The following is a 17,653-nucleotide window of genomic DNA, read 5'->3' as shown; positions in this document are numbered from 1 at the left end:
TATTATTTTGGGAGAGTGGTGAGCCCGCACAGCTCTGGAGCCATGACGCGCAGATGCTGTCCGCAACAATAAAACCAAGGAACCTCCCTCCCCTCCTAAGCCTTGCGCTTCAGTGCAGACATAAGAACAATGCGGAATAGGGAGTCCGGCAGCCACTTCCTGCCGCGGGCGGTCCACACCGTGGACCGGGGCAGCATATAGCGGAAGCGTGGACGGCGCGAGCAGGCAATATCGCCTACCAGATCCGCTACCTCCTGCGGATTGCCGCTGGCAGAAGCGCTGCGCCGGGCGTAAGCGAGCACAGACTCCAGCATGCTCAGGTAGGGAGAATGGGGCGGGGCCTGCATGGCCGCGAAGCCCTTTTCCCATATATCTGTCCCATACGAGCCCGGCTCTACCAGAACCACGTCGATGCCATAAGGCTTCACCTCCAGCGCAAGGCATTCGCTGAAGCCCTCCAGCGCAAACTTGGAGGCTGCATACGGTCCGAACCCGGGAAATCCGATCAATCCGCTGATACTGCTCATCTGGATAATCTTCCCCCGGCCCTGAGTCCGCATCAAGGGAAGCACCGCCCGGGTCACGCTGACATTACCGATGAAGTTTGTCTCCATCTGCTCCCGCCATAGATTAAGCGGCACCTCTTCCGCGAAACCGCCCCATACACCGCCCGCATTATTGACAAGCACATCGATGGTGCCGAATAGTTTCTTTGCTTCTTCTACTGCCGCCAGAACCTGATTCTCATTTGTAATATCCATCTCGATGACCGAAATATTCCCGGCGACTCCCGCCAGCTCCGCAGCCTCCATCAGCTTATCTGCAGCCTGTGGTCTGCGCATCCCGGCCGCTACCTTAAAGCCCCTCTTCGCCAGTTCCAAGCTGATCAGCAGCCCGAACCCCGACGAAGTGCCGGTAACTAGTGCTGTCGGGTGATCCCCTGCCGGTATTATTCTCCTCATAAACATCATCCTCCCGGTAACTGAACAGCAGCTGTACCCTTGTATTCTGTCATAGGCAGCCTGGCTCTTCAACCTCGGCTTCAATCCCGGTTTCGCACAACATAAAGAACCGGGTACCTTGAAGGTCCCGGCCCTTGCATATATTCTTATTATATAAGTTGAACTTATGAATTTTCTAAAATGGATTTACTTGCTAACTACAGCGAATGTTGGACTTCCGGCCGCTGTCCATCTCCAGATTTCTTGAGGCATACCGCTGTCCCGGTTGAAATCCGGAGACCCATGCGACCGCTGCCGCTTTTCGGCAATCGTTCCGTCCTCTCTGCTCGTTCAGTGAACCCTTCAGGTCCATCTCAAGCTCGGCTCTTTGGTTTACTGGCCTTGCCTTGGCGTATAGCAATAGCAGGAAAAACTCCCTTTATTTCAGACAATAAACCGTTTTCAAGAGAATTAAAGGGAAATTATACCTCTAAATCCAGCAATAATGAGGCGAACACTCACATTAGAGGGAGAAACTCCCTTTAATTCATTTCGTGAGAGTGTTACGTCTCCATTAAGATGAGAAATTCCCGTTATTTAATAACGCGCCAACACAGCGGAGGCCCTACGGGAATTCTGGAGATACGATAGTTTTCGGCTATAACAGCGATCGGAGGGCCTCTCCGAACCCTTATTCGCTTGATTCACGATCGGTCAACCGCTGATTTTGGTTTTGAGCCGGTATTCTTTAGTTCAACTTATATAGCTTCATTTGTAAGGTTAATACGGCTTAATCAGAACCAGTGATGGTTCGCTATACCGCCTGGCTTCGAACGCCGTAAGCGGTTTCTAAAAATTCCCCCGCCTCCAGCCCTGTAGTCTATATTGCAAATTCGGCGTCTGTTGATCATCGCCATGAGTCTCCCCTTCCCAGTTGATTTGTAAAATCTCTGTAAACTAGGTTCCAACGTATTTACCCGTGCATTAAAATATTGAAACAAGGCCCAGCCTCAGCGGATCTCGGACGGGCTTTTACCTGTATGCTGCTTGAATTGGCGGCTGAAAAAGAAAATGTCCCGGTAACCCAGCGCATCCGCCACCTCGGTCACATTCATTCCGGCGTACAGTAGCAAATGCTGGGCACGTTCAATACGGGCACGGATCACATAAGACTGGACAGAGGACCCAATTAGCTCCTTAAATTTAATCGAAAAATAACGCGGTGACAGCCCCGCACGGGCAGCCAGATCCTCCACCCTGTGCGATGCGCCGGGATGCTGGCTTACATAGTTCGCTACTTCGTGGATCACTTCCGTCAGCTGATTGCTGGCATTGCGCTCCACGGGCATCACCCGATCCTCCCGCAGCAGATGAATCATCAGCTGCTTCAGAATCAGTTGTCCCTCCTCTTTAGCGGCAAAGGTCTTGACCAGAAACAGGCGCACATACCGGGCGAGCATATGCTCGAATTCCACCGTCTCCGTAAGCTCCCTGTAAGGGAGAGGGATATCCTTGACTTCTTCGGTCACATCGAAATGAATATATGTAAGCACAAGCGGCTTTTGCGGATGATGTGTCGCACTTGTATGGTCGCCAGGCCGGAACAGAAAGCAGCTTCCTTTCCCGACTTGATAAGAAACACCCCCGCGCACAACCGTACCTTCCCCGCTCCAAACATAGAATAAATCGTAATTTTGCAGCGGCTTCTCTCTTTTTTGCCATTTCCATCCCGGCTCACACACAATTTTGGCAAGGGCAGGCAGGATGACAAAAGAGGACGGCGATGCATGCAGCATACTCTTCCCCCCTGAACGTTTATATCCACCATCATACCGTGTCACGTGACATTTTGCACATCATTCCATGCGAGGACCAGACGACGATGCTCATACATGTCCCGGCTACGGAATAATATTCGCAAACTATTTTGAAAATTACGCGCTTTCGTAAGTGACGGTTGCATTCTGCGATGTTATAATGTTAGGCAATGTTAGCAGTATGTATCCCCAAGATACCGGAAGGATGAAAATGATGAACCAACTTGCTGGACAATTGAATGAAAGTATCAAGTCCGGAAATGTACATGTATACGAAATGCTCTCTACGCTCGGCAAGGAAATTTATTTTCCAAAAGAGGGAATTCTGAGCCAGTCTGCGGAAGCAGCCGCTCATGCCAAAAAGTACAATGCTACGATCGGTATTGCTACCGAAAAAGGGATTCCTATGCACCTCGGCGTTATTCAGGACAAACTGTCCGCTTTCCACCCGAAAGATCTTTACGGCTACGCCCCTCCGGCAGGCAAACCCGAGCTGCGCACGGTATGGCGTGAGAAGATGCTGCGTGAGAATCCTTCCCTTGAAGGTAAGTCATTCAGCAATCCTGTCGTTACCAACGCTTTGACACATGGCCTTAGTATTGTCGCAGATTTGTTTGCAGAGCAAGGTGACGCCATTATCTATCCCGACAAAAATTGGGAGAACTACGAGCTGACCTTCGGCATCCGCCGTCATGGCGAAATCGTTAACTATCCGCTTTTCACAGAGGATTTCAAGTTTAACAGTGCAGGACTGACCGATGCCCTCCTGGCCCAGAAAGATAAAGGCAAAGCCATTGTGCTGCTTAACTTCCCGAACAACCCGACAGGCTATACTCCGAGCAGAGAAGAAGGGGAAGAAATCGTCGCAGCGGTCCTGGTTGCGGCGGAAGCCGGTATCAATGTCGTTGTTGTCAGCGATGATGCTTACTTCGGTCTCTTTTTCGAGGACTCGCTTAAGGAATCACTATTCGGCCAGCTGGCCAACCTGCATCCGCGTATTCTCGCCGTCAAGATTGACGGTGCGACCAAAGAGGAATTCGTATGGGGATTCCGTGTCGGATTTATTACGTACGCATCGGATAACAAGGAACTGCTCGCTGCCCTGGAACAAAAAACGCTTGGTATCATTCGGGCCACGATTTCCAGCGGCGCTCATCCTTCCCAGACCTTCGTGCTTGAAGCGCTCAAGTCGCCGGAATTTTCCGAACAGAAGGAAGAGAAGTTCCAGATCATGAAAGGCCGCGCCAATAAAGTAAAGGCTTTGCTTGACAGCGGGAAGTACGGGGATGATGTATGGACCTATTACCCGTTCAATTCCGGTTATTTCATGTGTCTTAAGCTGCACACCGTTTCCGCAGAAGCTCTGCGTCTCCACCTGATCCACAATTACGGGCTGGGTACCATCGCACTTGGCGAGACCGATCTCCGGATTGCCTTCTCCTGTATCGAAGAGGAGAACCTGGAGGATTTATTCGATCTTGTCTATTCGGGAATTCGCGACCTGGAGAAAGCCTGATTCGCCGATATATGGAATTTCAAGGGAGTGTCCCGGTAGCCATGGAAATGGCTGCCGGGACACCCTTTACTTTGTGAGTAGGATTTAAGTGGGTGTTAGATGGACGCTCCGCGAACGGACCGTTGCTCCAATCGCTGTGCTCTCCAGATTTTATTTATTTCCCTTAACGGTAAAAATCCGGAGAGCAAGGCGACCGCTGCCGCTTTTCCGCAATCGTTCCATCCTCTCCGCTGCTTTTAGCGGAAACCCTTACTCCCAAATCTTCTTTAAAATCACAAAAAAGAAATCGCGCTTTGGTAAACCTGCCAATGGATTTAGAAGAAGATATTCCGTCAAATCACCTCGTTCGAGTCGTCAATGCAGCCGTGAATCGACTGGAAGATTCTCTCTTTACCGCAGCCTATCCCGGTGGCGGCCGCGACAGCTATCACCCCAAAATGTTAACCAAAGTCATTATTTATACCCAGCGGATTTATCCGTCCCGCCAGATGGCTAAAGCCGTTCGGGAAACCATCCCTTTCATGTGGTTGGCCGGTCGGCAGCGTCCAGATTTCCGCACCATCAAATCAACCGTTTCCGTTCCCAGCGGATGAAAGATGTCCTCGAATCCGTATTTACCGCCTTGCTTCAATTCTTGGCCGACGAAAAGTACGTCTCTCTGGAGCATTACTTTGTAGATGGAACCTTTTTTTGTCTCACTGCACCGTCATTGGCCTATACACGTTTCTCCCTCCGCACATACAATACCGTGTACAGATCAAGTACAACAACTACTCATCGTGAAAGGGGAATGAACATGAGCGAAGAAGCAAGAGGCGGATACGGATACGGCGGATTTACCAGCACTGGTGCAATCCTGGTTCTTTTTATCCTTTTAGTTATCATCAGCCGTTCTCTTTTTGTCTAATTAAGAGGAGCAATCCCGGGGAGGGAGCGCCGCTCTCTCCCCACTAATCGTGTTCACACCATTTGTAATAAATAAAACGAGGGTGCCCCATAAGCCATGTGATGAATGGCTGCTGGGGCACCCTTTGTTTTTGCTATACATCTTCATCCTCGAAGCGTGCCGCCTTGCGGGACAAGAAGCTTTTGAACAGATAGGCCATCACTAAACCTGCGATTAGCGTTCCCGCTACCGGCAGCGGACGCTCTCCGGCAGCAGCCAGGAAAGGAAGCCACATCAGCAATGCTCCTAAGAGGAGGATATAAAATATAAATTGTACGGTATTCCGACCCCGGGTGCCTTCCGGCAGCGGGTAGACGGTCAGCCAGAACGATTCACTGTGCAATTTACGCAGTGCTGACAGCTGAATCCCGATCACGAACAGAAAGAATAAATAAATGGCACTGCCGATAAGGCTGCTCCGGTTCCACCAGTTGAGCAACAGGGACAGCAGACCCATACGCAGCACAATGCCGAAGACGTCTCCGCGCGCAAAGCTTTTTGTGAGCAGATAGCGATAGGCGGTCTCCCTCCGCCAAGGGATGCTGCCTCCCCACCCGGAGAGTAAACGCCGGGAATATACGCGTTGTTCACGTCCCGGCACGTCCACGAACCAGCCCAGAATCATAAGTGCCCGTGCACCTTGATTCTTCTCCGTCGCAATGAGCTTCTCCCATGGTACAGCGTGGCGTCCGGGAACGGACAGGGCCGCTATATAAGCGGCAGTCAGCAGTGCGATGAAGATCAAGCCCCGTCCGGCCGGCTGCCACAGCCAGGCCGCTATTATCAAACCGCCTGCTGCCCAACGTAGAAGGGTGAAGGCCTTGGAGGCCGCTCCCGATATCATCGCTTGCTCCCGCCAGAAGCTATAGCTTGAGAGCAGTTTAACACCAAGCAGCAGCAAGGCCGTTGCCAACAGCTGCTTCGGCACGCCTTCAGTACGTATGTAGAGAGGCCATAATGTGATAAGAATAAACGCAAGCCGCAGAACCTTCCATAGAATACCGCTTACCCATACCGGCAGGAAATACTCTCTCATCCGGTGACCCTGGGGCAAGAGGAATATGGTATCCGGACTCTGCAAATACGTCCGGAAGCTGCTGTGAACTGCCGCAGGCAGCAGCAGCGCCAGCATAATCCAACGGATGGGTATGCCTGCCGGCGGATTTCCCAGCAGTGAAGTATACCAGGCGGAGAAGGCGATCAGCACGAACAGGAACACCATCGCTACTCCGCTTTGGATAATATAACCTACATAAGGCAGTAAGCTTCCCATGAACCGGCCGCGCCGCTCCCGGTGCAGCTGCTTCAAATCCATATCAGTTACCTCCCTGAACCAGCTCATAGAACAGCTGCTCCAAGGACAGCCCCTGCTGTCCGGCTGCCGTAGCCATTTCCTTGAGGGTGCCCTGGGCGATCACCTGGCCTTGATGCAGCACAATAAAGCGGTCGCAGTAATTCTCGATGGTAGAGAGAATATGGGAGCTGAGCAGGATCGACGCCCCGCCCTTCTTCAGCTCCAGCATGAAATCAAGCAGGGAACGAATGCCCAGCGGATCAAGGCCGAGGAATGGCTCATCGATCACATACAATGCCGGACGTGCGACGAAGGCACACATAATCATTACCTTCTGTTTCATTCCTTTGGATAAATGAGCAGACAGGCTATCCATTTTATCCTCCATATGAAACAGTGCGGCCAGATGACTGCTGCGTGACTCGTAATCGCCGCGATCGATACCGTATGCACGGGCTGTAAATTCAACATGCTCACGAACAGTCAGTTCTTCGTACAGCAAGGGGGATTCCGGTACAAAGGATAACGCGTTGTGATACCGGCCCGGATCCGCCTCCCGCGTCTTGCCTTGCACGGTAATCTCACCCTTATGCGGCGACATGAGTCCAAGAATATGCTTCATTGTCGTACTTTTGCCTGCTCCGTTCAAGCCGATCAGTCCGACCATTTCTCCGGGCTGGACCTGAAGTGAAACATCATGCAGCACAGGCCTGTTCAGACTGTACCCGCCGTTTAAGCACGTAATTTGCAATACGGGAGCTGAACTCATTGACCATCACCTCTGGGCGTTTTGTTCTTCAACCACTTTGGCGCTCCTTTATTCTTGCGGTTGCGCTCACGTTCCGCTTTGCTCGGCATCATCCGCGACTGCTCCCGCGGCAAGGCCCCGCCCGCTTGTGCATTCCCGTTTCCTGGAGCCGAGGTCGCGGCAGACTTAGCGCCTGCACCCGTAGCCGGTGCGACTCCTGCTATCCGGGCCTGCGGCTTGACGCTTCGCGCAGAGGAATCCTCACGGCGGGATGGAGTGCTGCTTGCGCCACGGGAAGGCCCGCCAGTGCTTCGATTAGCGCTGCGGGCTTCATCCGATGACAGCACTTTACCGGCGTACATCTCACGCTCCGTAAGTTCTATATTCAACTCGCGTGCGAACTTGCGCATAATAAATGTCTGCTGCTCTGTAACGATGGTCACCGACAGGCCCCGGCGTCCCATACGTCCCGTGCGCCCCGCGCGGTGCACGTAGTGCTCCGAATCAAATGCCGGATCAAAACTGACCACGAGCGACAGATTCTCGATATCCAGTCCTCTGGCAGCGACATCGCTTGCCACCAGTACGCGGAATTTTCCGTCGCGGAACCGGGCCAGGACATGGCTGCGCGTCACCTTATCGGCATCGCCGTACAAGGCTGCTGCCGACAGTCCGAGATGCTCCAGTTTAGCTTGAACCTCGGCAATATCCTCTGTAGCGTTTACGAACACAATCGCCTTATCCGGATTATAGTGGCGAATCACCCGCCGCAGCATGTCTATCTTATTCCGTTCCTCCGTCACGACATAATGATGCTCCAGACCCTGCGCCGTCATCACACCCGGGTCGATCCCGACTTCGGCCGGATTTTTCATCTCCCGCGCAGCCAGCGCTTTCGTCTCCGGGCCAATCGTCGCCGACAGCATGACCAGCTGACGTGTCCGCAGCGCACTGCTGACAATCTTCGTCACTTCACCGGCCCCGCTGAGCTGGAACATTTGATCCGCCTCATCAATAACAATAGTCGTGACCTCATGCATTTTCAGCTTACGCAGTCCAATCAGCTCGCGTACACGTCCGGGCGTTCCTACAACAAGCTGGGGATGCTCGCGAAGCTTATCAATCTGGCGCTTGATGGCCGCTCCGCCGATTAATCCCAGCATACCAATCCCCCGGTGTGCCCCGTAACGCTCCGCTTCACGCAGAATTTGCATCGCAAGCTCCTGGGTAGGCGCCAGCACCAGCTTCTGTACGACCCGTTTCTCCGGTTGTATTCCCTGCAGAAGCGGGAGTAGATAGGCAAGAGTCTTGCCCGTCCCTGTTTGTGAAGCGGCAAGTACGTCTCTTCCTTCAAGCAGAAGAGGTATGGTCTGCTCCTGCACAGGGGATGGAGTATTAATACCGAAATCGGACAATTTGGCAGCGAGATCTTCCTCGATGCCGATCGCCGTAAAAGAACCAGTGTTCATATTGTAAATTCATCCTTTTCCCTTGAGTAATATCTTCATTATATGCCAAAAAGGCCTCTCCACCAAATGGAAGGCCCACTGATTATCTACTGCATTCTATTTCCTGTTCATCGCGTTATAGGTGAGTCTATCTGCCAGGCGGGGAAATAACCCATACAAGCGGATACCAATCGCCGCCAGCCCGGGAAGATCCATCTCTTCCTTGCCCTTTTCCATAGTCTTCACGATCTTGGCAGACACATGCTCCGGGGTCATCATCATCTTCGCTACATTCTTTTCATAATTGCCGGTAGGGTCCGCTATCTTGAAAAAATCGGTAGCAATCGGCCCCGGGTTCACCGCGGAGATAATGATACCGCTCTTGCGCAGCTCCTGCCGGAGCGCATTCGTGAAACCAAGCACAGCATGCTTCGAAGCGGTATAGGCTACCGCCCTGCTGGTGCCGATCTTGCCGGCCATCGAAGCCACATTCACGATCTGTCCGCTTCCCCGCTCCAGCATATGAGGAACTACAGCCTTTGTACAACGGACAATTCCCATATAATTCACATCCATCATATCGTCGAATTCAGCGGTTGGCATTTCCGTAAATTCCGCAAATTTTCCATATCCGGCATTGTTAAGTAAAATATCGATACGGCCGTATGTATGCAAAATATCCGCAAACGTCTCCTCTACCCTGGCAGAGTCCCTGAAGTCACAAGTATACATTCCATATTTCCCTTGAATCCCCGCCGCCGTTTCTCTAAGCTTATCTTCTGAACGGGCCACCAGAACCGGAACCGCACCACGCTTGCTAAGCATCTGTGCTGTTAGGGCACCAATTCCGCTTGAAGCCCCTGTAATTACAACAACCTTATCCATCAATTTCGTGGAATGCATTCCAATGCTCAACTCCTAATGCGTATTAAGAGATCATCACCTGAATATCCAGTTCCCCGATCCCATCCATTCTTAGTGGAATACTAAGCGCCTTGCGGGGCAGAAAAGACATGCTTTCCGACTTCATCAGTTTCGGAGGCGTAATATCTACCATTACCCCCTGATTCGATAAAATCGTACTGGCATTCCCGCTGATCATATTGCCCAGCTCCGAAATCGCACTCTGGCCCATTTCATCCATTTCTGTGATGACGTACCCGCCCATCATGGCCGATACCATCTTCAGTGCTACAGCCTCCGCGATACCGAATATGATATTTCCGCTCATCTGGCCCGTCATTCCCACTTGAATCCATATATGATTATCAATCAGTTCGATCTCTTTAATACCCAGATCACCGGTGGACGGCGAGATCTGAATCACCTGTTCAATTACGGTACGCGCAGATTCTAAAAACGGATTTATTACTTCTGCCTTCATAAAGTGCTGTCCCTCCTTTACCGGGCTTTAGTCATACACCAAAAGTCCCAAGCAATATTGATTTATTATACTCCATATATCGGCACAATTCACCAAAAATGAATGGTTATGAGGAAGGAATTGTGGAGATATTTTCCTGAGTATGATTGCCCTGCAGGTAGTAATCTCCTATAATTTAATATAATGCCCGTATTGAGCGTAATATATATGAAGAAGTAACGGCTTCGCCGTCCTTTCATGGACGGTACCCGGCTTAACATTTGTTTGGCCCCAAGGGAGGTATTCCATGAACATAAGCCAGCTTGAGACACTGATCACAATCTCCAAAACCATGAGCTTCCGCAAAGCCGGAGAGCTGTTGAACCTGACCCAACCGGCGGTTTCCGCGCAGATCAAAAGCCTTGAGGAAGAATTCAAAACACAGCTGGTTGACCGGAACCAGCCTGTTACACTAACAGACAGAGGCCAGGTATTTCTGGAGCATGCAGAGCAAATCGTGAGCATTGTCGAGGAGCTTAAGCAGCGGCTGGCCGATCTTGAGGACACTCCTCAGGGACATATTATTCTCGGAACGACCACATCCATCGCCATTCAAATTCTGCCGCGTATCCTTTCCTACTTTCAGGACCAGTTCCCCCACATCAAAACATCCATACAATCGATGTCCTCTTCACAAATATATCAATATGTGGAAAACGGGCTGGTAGATGTCGGTATCGGTTATTTGATTGGTCGCAACCCGGGTATGACCACTTCTATCCTGTACTATGACACCTTCGAGCTGGTGGTCTCACCACGTCATCCCCTCGCACAATCGAAAGGCGCAGGTGTGGAAGCGCTGGGGAAAACTCCGCTGATTCTGCTCTCACCGGATACTGTGGGACGGAGATTTGCCGAAGATGTATTTGCCAAGCACGGCATACAGCCGCATGTCATTATGGAACTGACAAGCAGCGAAGAAGTGAAGCGGATGGTCGAGCTTGATCTTGGCGCCGCAATCATTTCGAAGCGGTCGGTTACTGCAGAGGTAAGATTGGGCACCCTAAAAATCGTACCCATTATCGAGCTGGAGGTTACCCATCCGGTAGGTGTCATTACGAAGTCCGGCAAGTACGTCAACTCCGCCATGAGACAGTTCCTGAGCGATCTCAAGGGTATGCCCGAAACCCAATTCATCGGCTCGGAGTGAGTCCATTTCCCAAAGGAGAGGTCATCGACATGAAATTCGACCTGCATACGCACCATTTCCGCTGCGGCCATGCGGACGGGAACATCCGTGATTATATTGAAGCCGGAATTAAAGCCGGTCTGGGAGTTATAGGGATTTCCGATCACACCCCTTACTTTGGCAGTCCATCAGAGCAAGCTTTTCCGCATATCGCTATGGCCAAATCAGAGCTCGCAGCTTATGTAAACGAGGTTCTCTCCCTGAAAAAAGAGTATGAGGGTGTCATCGACGTTCTTCTCGGCATCGAATCCGACTTTTTCCCGGAGCATGCCATGCTGTATCAGAAGACCTTATCCGCGTATCCATTTGATTATGTGATTGGCTCCGTACATAATCTGGGCGGAGTCAGCATTTTTAACAAGGGACGATGGAAAAAGCTGAACAATAACCAGCAGATGGATGTCAAAACAGAGTATTATCACCTTATTGCCCAGTCTGCACGCAGCGGCATGTTTCAAATTCTGGGGCATATTGATGCCATGAAGGGGAACTATCCGGCTTTTGCCGACATCCATGTTCCCGCTCCGGTGGATGATTGCCTGCGGACAATTGCGGAATGCGGCGTTGCCATCGAGATCAATACCTCGGGCAAGACCAAGCTGAGCGGCGGCTGGTATCCCTCCGACGCCATTCTGGAGCGCGCGCTGCACTTTGGAGTAGACGTTACCTTTGGCTCCGATGCACACAAGCCCTCCCGGGTAGCCGATGAACACGAGGCGGTTGTGGCCCGTTTGCGGGAAATCGGATTTACACATTGGGTATACTACAAACAGCGCCAGAAGATACAAGTTGCCTTGTAAGTCTTAAAATGACAAAAAAAATGGACCCGACAATTCGGGTCCCAAAGCATTTATATTTTCAAAAGGGGGTCATGTACTTAGTTTAACCGGTCACTGTTAGAGTTTGATAACGGCTTTATTTCATTTGTGTAACAATCTGAAAACTTTAATTACATCACTTAATGAACCCGCCACAGGAATAATCCGCACCAGCCTCATCCCGTTTTTGATCATAACCCTCTCCGAACCGATATTATCTCCCTTGCAACGGCCTTCCACCTGTGTAATTCCCAGTTCCTTTATACCATAATAAAGCATTAAACCAACCGCTTCCGTAGCCAAACCGCGGCCCCACCATGCGGGATCCAGCATGTAGCCCAAAATTGCCGTACCGTTACGCCGATTCCAGCACTGAAAGGAAACCGTTCCAATCAGCTCATCCGTTCCTCCGCGATAAATACCGGCATGCAAGGCGCAAGGATCGTAGGCATGCAGCATCCGGCTCATCAGCTTGTCCATAGAATCACTTTGTGATCCTTCACGTCGCATGACAATATGCCGCCTTAGTTCCGGATGAGAGAGAAGAGCCCGCAAAGCGGCGGCATCCTCCGGCAGCATGGATCTCAGCTCAACTGCTACTCCATTTTGCCCCGGGAACTGTATCGTATCATAGGTACTCATTCTCTCTCTCCTTTCCCTTAGGTCCGGCGCAGGGTAAACACGGTTAACTCCGGCCGGCACAACAGCCGGAAAGGCATATAGGTCTCCCCAAATCCCCGGCTGACATATACCGGCATTCTCTTAGTTTCCGTATAATAAAGTCCGGCTATGTATTTGTGCGATCCATAAGGAGTAAACACCGCACCCAGCAGCGGCAGACGAATTTGTCCGCCATGACTATGTCCCGATAGCTGAAGATGAAAGGGATACGCCTCTGCCGTATCGGCATAATCCGGCTCATGCATGAGCAATATGGTGAAGGTTCCCTGCGGAATGCCCTTGACCGCAGCCTGCGGATCGGGTTCGCCATGAAGCAGATCTTCCAATCCGGCAACAGCTATAGCTTCATTGCCGCGCCTGATTAGGTGAGACTCATTCCTCAGAACCTGAAACCCCGCCGCTCGCCACAAACCGGTCAGTTTCTGGGTATTTTTGTAATCATGGTTGCCCAGTATTGCGAACTTGCCCAAAGGGGCGTGAAGCGTTGACAATACAGGCACAGCGGCAATCAGATCCTCAGCCTCACTATCGACGATATCACCGGTAAAGCAGATAAGCTCCGGGGCGGCATCCTGGATATGGGCCACCAGGGCAGTTAAATCATCGGCATCCTTGTTAAAGCCCAAATGGGTATCACTGAAATGTACCACCTTTATTCCATCGAAGCCTGATGGCAGGTCTTTGAAAGTCAGCTCCAGCCTTTGTATATCCAGCCAATTCGGCTCACCCTGCCAGGCATAGCCGCCTGTTAACATCCCGGCCCCGATTACGGCTGCAATTCCCCTTCCAAGAAACTGCCGCCGGGATATCTTCTGTTCCATGATCCCTTGCTTCTTCGTACCTGGCCGGCTGCGACCGGACGCTGGTTCAGTCGCATTCATCGGAGAAACCCCCGGCGTTGTTTCGTTCATAGGGCGATTCCCCCTTCCCTGCTGCCTCTATCTCCAATTCCGCCTCAACCTCTTCTTCGGAAGCGGGGCCCAGAATTTTACGGAAAACGCTCAACATGGATAGGGCGTAAGCCACCGTATAAAACTGAAAGAAATTTGCATAATGACTACTAGCCGCGAGGTATTGTCAACCGGGGCAATATCTCCGTAACCAACCGTTGTAAATGTAGCCACACTGAAATACAGAAACGAAGTCAATGACTCCCGACTAAAGTCGCGAGCTTGTAACGACCCAATAGTCCAAGCGGCGGTAGACGCCTCCTATCTTTTTTCGCTTGGTACACGCGTGGTGTTACATCTGTAAGCTAAGGCTTACGCGGGAAGATTGACAGCTCCCCAGCGGCGAAAGCGCTGCTTACGCCGTTTCTTCAGCGATGTACTGGATTCCAAGGCGCTGAAGATTCATGCCGCCAATGCGGTCATCGTTCGATTGATAACGGCAATTTTGGCAGCAAAACACATGTTTCTTTTTATTGCGGTTTTCTTTGGCCGTGTGCCCGCACATCGGACACATTTGCGAGGTGTATTGGGGATTGACGGCGATCACTTTGGCCCCCCTCAACTGGGCTTTGTACGTGATCATCTGGCGAAGCTGATAAAAGGCCCACGATACCGTTTGATAGCGCTGGTGGATATGCACACGCTCAGTCGCCTGGCGGACGCCTGTTAACTCTTCTAGCACAAACAGCGTGTCTTTGCCGTAAGAATCGACGAGTGCCTTTGATACCGAATGATTTACATCCGACATCCAACGGTTTTCTCGTTGACCGATTTGTTTGAGGCGTCGGCGCGCAGAAGGCGTTTGTTTTTGCTGAAGCTGTTTACGCAGCGCTTTGAAATGAGCACGTTTATGCTTGGCTTTGCGGCCCTTAAAAAATATTGTTTTTCTTTTCGAATCAAACGTAGTCGCTAAAAAGTTCACTCCTAAATCGACACCGACGACTTCGCGAATGGCGGAAAGTTCCGCTTCCTCAACCTCTTTAGTCATTGGAATATGCAAAAAGAATTTACCATGTTTGTAAACGAGCTTCGCGGTGCCAAACAACCATTCCCCGCGAAAGTAGTGTTCCATACCCTTCGTTTCAAACGACACTTTGATCCGTCCATCCAACGTATTGACGGAAAACAACCCTTTCACCAGCGAATAATCGCGGTTCCAGACCAGGTCATACTCAGGACGTTTAAACCTGATACGTGTCCAAGCATGCCCATTGCTTTGATTGGTTTTGTAGCGGGCGATGACGGTCTTCATCACCGATTGGGCCATTTGCGATTTGAGTCCCCAATCTTCACGGAGCACTTCGTAGGTCAGGCGGTGCAGCACAGGCTGCTGAAGCTGATGCGTCAAAAAGACCGTTTCTGACACCGCATTACATCCTGCCCGGTATGCCGAAAAGGTTCGCAACAACTTCTGTTGTTGCTCTTCGGTGGGATTGATTTTAAGTTTTGCAGTTACTGTGAGCTGCATGATTTTCCTCCTTTCTTTACTAAGAATAGTATACTCTTATTTTTCAGTTAAAAAATAAGAGCCTAAGAAAAAAATAGCGATCTCCTCCCATGACTAAAGTCACGGGTCTCCTATCGCTTAAGATGATGAACTGACTGATCAGATCATTCCCCAAGCCTTGACCTATAAAGGAAGTCTGTCCGAATAGCTTGTATATCGATGTATACACGACTGTAAAAAAAATAATGCAGGACAAGGTGGCTATGCTAATGCGCACCAATGTGTGCTTCAGCTTCACTTCTTTACTGTTCGACTCTTTGATTTCGTGAAAAATATAAAATATATAGAACAGCACCGACGCCAGGCAAAATAGTAAAATCAGGCTTCGCATTCCGCCATTTCCCGGGACAATTGTTCCCCAATCAATCCAGTTCAGCAAATCCTCTACCGAAATCAGAACATAGATCAAAATCGGGATCAGGAGCACTCCATTGCTAATCCATTTCAGTTCCATCCGGTAAAACCAGAATAGCAGCAGCAGCAATACCGTTCCATTGATCGTCCAAATCCACCAAGACACGGCGTCACTCCTGTTCTATGGCTGATTATTTGTATTCCGTCCGCCCGACACAACAATCCGGTACTTCATTTCCGGAGTATCGCTGTATGCACGCGCAATGCCTTTGGCTTCAACCTCTGCCTTGGGAACCCTGCGCAGCACAAGTGTAACAGAGACAGCCTCCGTGAACGGGAAGGGGTCAAGCAGCAGCTTATTGACTCCCTGCCACTCCGCCGTAATCCGGCGTCCGTCCGTAAAGCCAAAATCCTCACTTCCGGAGAAGCCATCCTTCCACCAGGGATGCTCTTCTGACTTGGGTGACCCCGGCTCGTTCAAAGCCATATACAGTGACAGATCATCGCAGAACTGCAGCAGCCGGCAGTCATAGTAGAGCTCGCTTTCACCAATAGGGTCCGTCTGCTCCAGATCACGCCGGATGCGGGCCCGGCGCTGCTCTTCACGTTCCCGGTAGCGGGTAAGTTCCGGGCTATCTTCACCGGACACTTCGATGAGACGGTCGAAATGCAGACTGCACAGCAGCGCCCCATAAGGTGTATCCGCCTCAATCTCATCCAGTCCCTTATGGTAGAAGGTCAGCTTCGGTACCACAGGGAAATCGATAAAGGTATAGGGTGCCCCCTCCGCATCATTCCAGAAGGGCGTCTCGTCAAGGTCAATCCAGCCGCGGTCATGATTAGCCACCGCCCGCAGCACCTCCCCGCGTTGTGCCGGCTCCGGCACCTGCTGCGAACGAAACCGCTCCGCGAGTTCACCCGCCAGCCGTCCGTGATCATGCTGTTTGACCATTACAAAGGCCCCATTATGCTCCCGACAAATCACCATCTATTCCTCCTCAATGATCCCCTGCGTACTCGCCGATTCCTTATAACTATGGAGATTATAACATATACTGGTACTGCAATTCTTCTTGGAAGAACCTGCCTTCAGCCCATTGAAGCAGCCGTTTGCCTGACCTGAATTTTTGGGTACAGTTTAATTAGTTACCCATTTTCAAAATAAATGACCCGCAAGCGGGCATGCTTTTTTCAAAGCTGCCCGCTTGCGGGTCATTCTAGTGATAACGTCGTCCTGTGCTATTACACGCCGAGCCAGCGTTTGAACATATGCTTCGTGGTCTGCTTGTTGATTTCTGCAATAGAGGTGGTCAATGGAATGCCCTTCGGGCACGCCCGCACACAGTTCTGCGAGTTGCCGCAGCCGTCGATACCGCCATCCTCCATCAGTGCCTCCAGCCGGTCATCAGCGTTCATTTCACCCGTTGGATGGGCATTGAACAGACGGACCTGGGAAATGGCTGCCGGACCGATGAAATTGGTCTTCTCATTGACATTCGGGCAGGCCTCCAGGCAGACGCCGCAGGTCATGCATTTGGATAATTCATAGGCCCACTGACGTTTCTTCTCCGGCATCCGCGGCCCCGGGCCCAGATCATAGGTGCCATCAATCGGAATCCAGGCCTTCACCTTTTTGAGCGCATTGAACATCCGGCTGCGGTCAATGACAAGATCACGCACCACAGGAAAGGTCGACATCGGCTCAATGCGGACAGGCTGTTCTAGATTATCTATGAGGGCGGCGCAGGCCTGGCGGGGCTTGCCGTTAATAACCATCGAGCAGGCACCGCATACTTCCTCCAGACAGTTGGAGTCCCAGCAGACCGGAACCGTACTGTCGCCCTTGGCATTAACGGGATTACGCTGGATTTCCATCAAAGCGCTGATTACATTCATGCCGGGACGGTAAGGGAGATCAAATTCCTCCACATACGATGAGCCTTGCGGATCATCCTGGCGGGTGATGATAAACTTTACGTTTTTGAGAGCTGCAGCTGTTTCCGCCATATAAGTTACCTCCT

20 protein-coding genes are annotated in these 17,653 nt (G+C 51.2%); 5 read left to right on the top strand and 15 right to left on the bottom strand.

Annotation, left to right across the window (positions count from 1 at the left end):
* Nucleotides 1-95: 95 nt before the first annotated feature.
* The 3 genes from PaeBR_RS07150 to PaeBR_RS07140 all read right to left on the bottom strand — a co-directional run bounded on the left by PaeBR_RS07150 (nucleotide 96) and on the right by PaeBR_RS07140 (nucleotide 2,737).
* Nucleotides 96-962 (bottom strand): SDR family oxidoreductase, encoded by an 867-nt coding sequence (locus PaeBR_RS07150; RefSeq protein ID WP_410514160.1) that lies wholly within the window; start codon nucleotides 960-962, stop codon nucleotides 96-98.
* 193 nt (nucleotides 963-1,155) lie between these two features.
* Nucleotides 1,156-1,362, bottom strand: a complete 207-nt coding sequence (locus PaeBR_RS07145; RefSeq protein ID WP_410514159.1) for a hypothetical protein — start codon at nucleotides 1,360-1,362, stop codon at nucleotides 1,156-1,158.
* 589 nt (nucleotides 1,363-1,951) lie between these two features.
* A complete protein-coding gene (locus PaeBR_RS07140; RefSeq protein ID WP_410514158.1) occupies nucleotides 1,952-2,737 on the bottom strand; it encodes a helix-turn-helix domain-containing protein in 786 nt (261 codons plus the stop codon).
* A 235-nt stretch (nucleotides 2,738-2,972) separates the two neighbouring features.
* Between PaeBR_RS07140 and PaeBR_RS07135 the strand changes: the two genes are divergently transcribed.
* The 3 genes from PaeBR_RS07135 to PaeBR_RS07125 all read left to right on the top strand — a co-directional run bounded on the left by PaeBR_RS07135 (nucleotide 2,973) and on the right by PaeBR_RS07125 (nucleotide 5,181).
* Nucleotides 2,973-4,274, top strand: a complete 1,302-nt coding sequence (locus PaeBR_RS07135; RefSeq protein ID WP_410515111.1) for an aminotransferase class I/II-fold pyridoxal phosphate-dependent enzyme — start codon at nucleotides 2,973-2,975, stop codon at nucleotides 4,272-4,274.
* 293 nt (nucleotides 4,275-4,567) lie between these two features.
* Entirely contained in the window at nucleotides 4,568-4,867 is a 300-nt protein-coding gene (locus tag PaeBR_RS07130; RefSeq protein WP_410514157.1) for a transposase, read from the top strand.
* Nucleotides 4,868-5,070: 203 nt separating this feature from the next.
* Nucleotides 5,071-5,181, top strand: a complete 111-nt coding sequence (locus PaeBR_RS07125) for a YjcZ family sporulation protein (protein ID WP_410514156.1) — start codon at nucleotides 5,071-5,073, stop codon at nucleotides 5,179-5,181.
* A gap of 133 nt (nucleotides 5,182-5,314) precedes the next feature.
* Here the strand turns inward: PaeBR_RS07125 and PaeBR_RS07120 are convergent, their stop codons facing one another.
* From PaeBR_RS07120 to PaeBR_RS07100, 5 genes are all read right to left on the bottom strand, one after another.
* Nucleotides 5,315-6,535, bottom strand: coding sequence for an ABC transporter permease (locus tag PaeBR_RS07120; RefSeq protein WP_410514155.1), 1,221 nt, complete (start codon nucleotides 6,533-6,535; stop codon nucleotides 5,315-5,317).
* Nucleotide 6,536: 1 nt separating this feature from the next.
* Complete coding sequence (locus PaeBR_RS07115; protein ID WP_410514154.1) at nucleotides 6,537-7,283, bottom strand: ABC transporter ATP-binding protein; 747 nt, start codon at nucleotides 7,281-7,283, stop codon at nucleotides 6,537-6,539.
* Nucleotides 7,280-8,731: a DEAD/DEAH box helicase gene (locus PaeBR_RS07110; RefSeq protein WP_410514153.1), complete on the bottom strand. Its 1,452-nt coding sequence runs from the start codon at nucleotides 8,729-8,731 to the stop codon at nucleotides 7,280-7,282. The genes PaeBR_RS07115 and PaeBR_RS07110 overlap by 4 nt, the downstream gene beginning before the upstream one ends.
* Before the next feature lie 96 nt (nucleotides 8,732-8,827).
* Nucleotides 8,828-9,613: an SDR family NAD(P)-dependent oxidoreductase gene (locus PaeBR_RS07105; RefSeq protein WP_410514152.1), complete on the bottom strand. Its 786-nt coding sequence runs from the start codon at nucleotides 9,611-9,613 to the stop codon at nucleotides 8,828-8,830.
* A 25-nt stretch (nucleotides 9,614-9,638) separates the two neighbouring features.
* On the bottom strand, nucleotides 9,639-10,094 hold the full coding sequence (locus PaeBR_RS07100) for a chemotaxis protein CheX (RefSeq protein ID WP_410514151.1): 456 nt from the start codon (nucleotides 10,092-10,094) through the stop codon (nucleotides 9,639-9,641).
* A gap of 286 nt (nucleotides 10,095-10,380) precedes the next feature.
* Between PaeBR_RS07100 and PaeBR_RS07095 the strand changes: the two genes are divergently transcribed.
* Nucleotides 10,381-11,283, top strand: a complete 903-nt coding sequence (locus PaeBR_RS07095; protein ID WP_410514150.1) for a LysR family transcriptional regulator — start codon at nucleotides 10,381-10,383, stop codon at nucleotides 11,281-11,283.
* A 29-nt stretch (nucleotides 11,284-11,312) separates the two neighbouring features.
* Nucleotides 11,313-12,122: a histidinol-phosphatase gene (locus tag PaeBR_RS07090; protein ID WP_410514149.1), complete on the top strand. Its 810-nt coding sequence runs from the start codon at nucleotides 11,313-11,315 to the stop codon at nucleotides 12,120-12,122.
* Between the two features lie 120 nt (nucleotides 12,123-12,242).
* On the opposite strand, the gene PaeBR_RS07085 is transcribed toward PaeBR_RS07090, so the two are convergent.
* From PaeBR_RS07085 to sdhB, 7 genes are all read right to left on the bottom strand, one after another.
* The gene (locus tag PaeBR_RS07085; RefSeq protein WP_410514148.1) at nucleotides 12,243-12,782 is read right to left on the bottom strand and encodes a GNAT family N-acetyltransferase; all 540 of its coding nucleotides are present in this window, start codon (nucleotides 12,780-12,782) and stop codon (nucleotides 12,243-12,245) included.
* A 17-nt stretch (nucleotides 12,783-12,799) separates the two neighbouring features.
* Nucleotides 12,800-13,732 (bottom strand): metallophosphoesterase, encoded by a 933-nt coding sequence (locus tag PaeBR_RS07080; protein WP_410514147.1) that lies wholly within the window; start codon nucleotides 13,730-13,732, stop codon nucleotides 12,800-12,802.
* Nucleotides 13,733-13,822: 90 nt separating this feature from the next.
* Entirely contained in the window at nucleotides 13,823-13,969 is a 147-nt protein-coding gene (locus tag PaeBR_RS07075; protein ID WP_410514146.1) for an ion channel, read from the bottom strand.
* Between the two features lie 157 nt (nucleotides 13,970-14,126).
* Nucleotides 14,127-15,239, bottom strand: coding sequence for an RNA-guided endonuclease TnpB family protein (locus PaeBR_RS07070; protein ID WP_410514145.1), 1,113 nt, complete (start codon nucleotides 15,237-15,239; stop codon nucleotides 14,127-14,129).
* A 43-nt stretch (nucleotides 15,240-15,282) separates the two neighbouring features.
* Complete coding sequence (locus PaeBR_RS07065) at nucleotides 15,283-15,798, bottom strand: hypothetical protein (RefSeq protein ID WP_410514144.1); 516 nt, start codon at nucleotides 15,796-15,798, stop codon at nucleotides 15,283-15,285.
* Between the two features lie 15 nt (nucleotides 15,799-15,813).
* Complete coding sequence (locus tag PaeBR_RS07060; RefSeq protein ID WP_410514143.1) at nucleotides 15,814-16,620, bottom strand: DUF3891 family protein; 807 nt, start codon at nucleotides 16,618-16,620, stop codon at nucleotides 15,814-15,816.
* Between the two features lie 254 nt (nucleotides 16,621-16,874).
* Entirely contained in the window at nucleotides 16,875-17,639 is a 765-nt protein-coding gene (sdhB, locus tag PaeBR_RS07055; protein ID WP_410514142.1) for a succinate dehydrogenase iron-sulfur subunit, read from the bottom strand.
* Between the last annotated feature and the right edge of the window lie 14 nt (nucleotides 17,640-17,653).

It is taken from the genome of Paenibacillus sp. BR2-3 (genome assembly GCF_046529485.1).
Classification (GTDB): domain Bacteria; phylum Bacillota; class Bacilli; order Paenibacillales; family Paenibacillaceae; genus Paenibacillus_AQ.
This window is presented reverse-complemented; position numbering and strand designations above follow the sequence as displayed.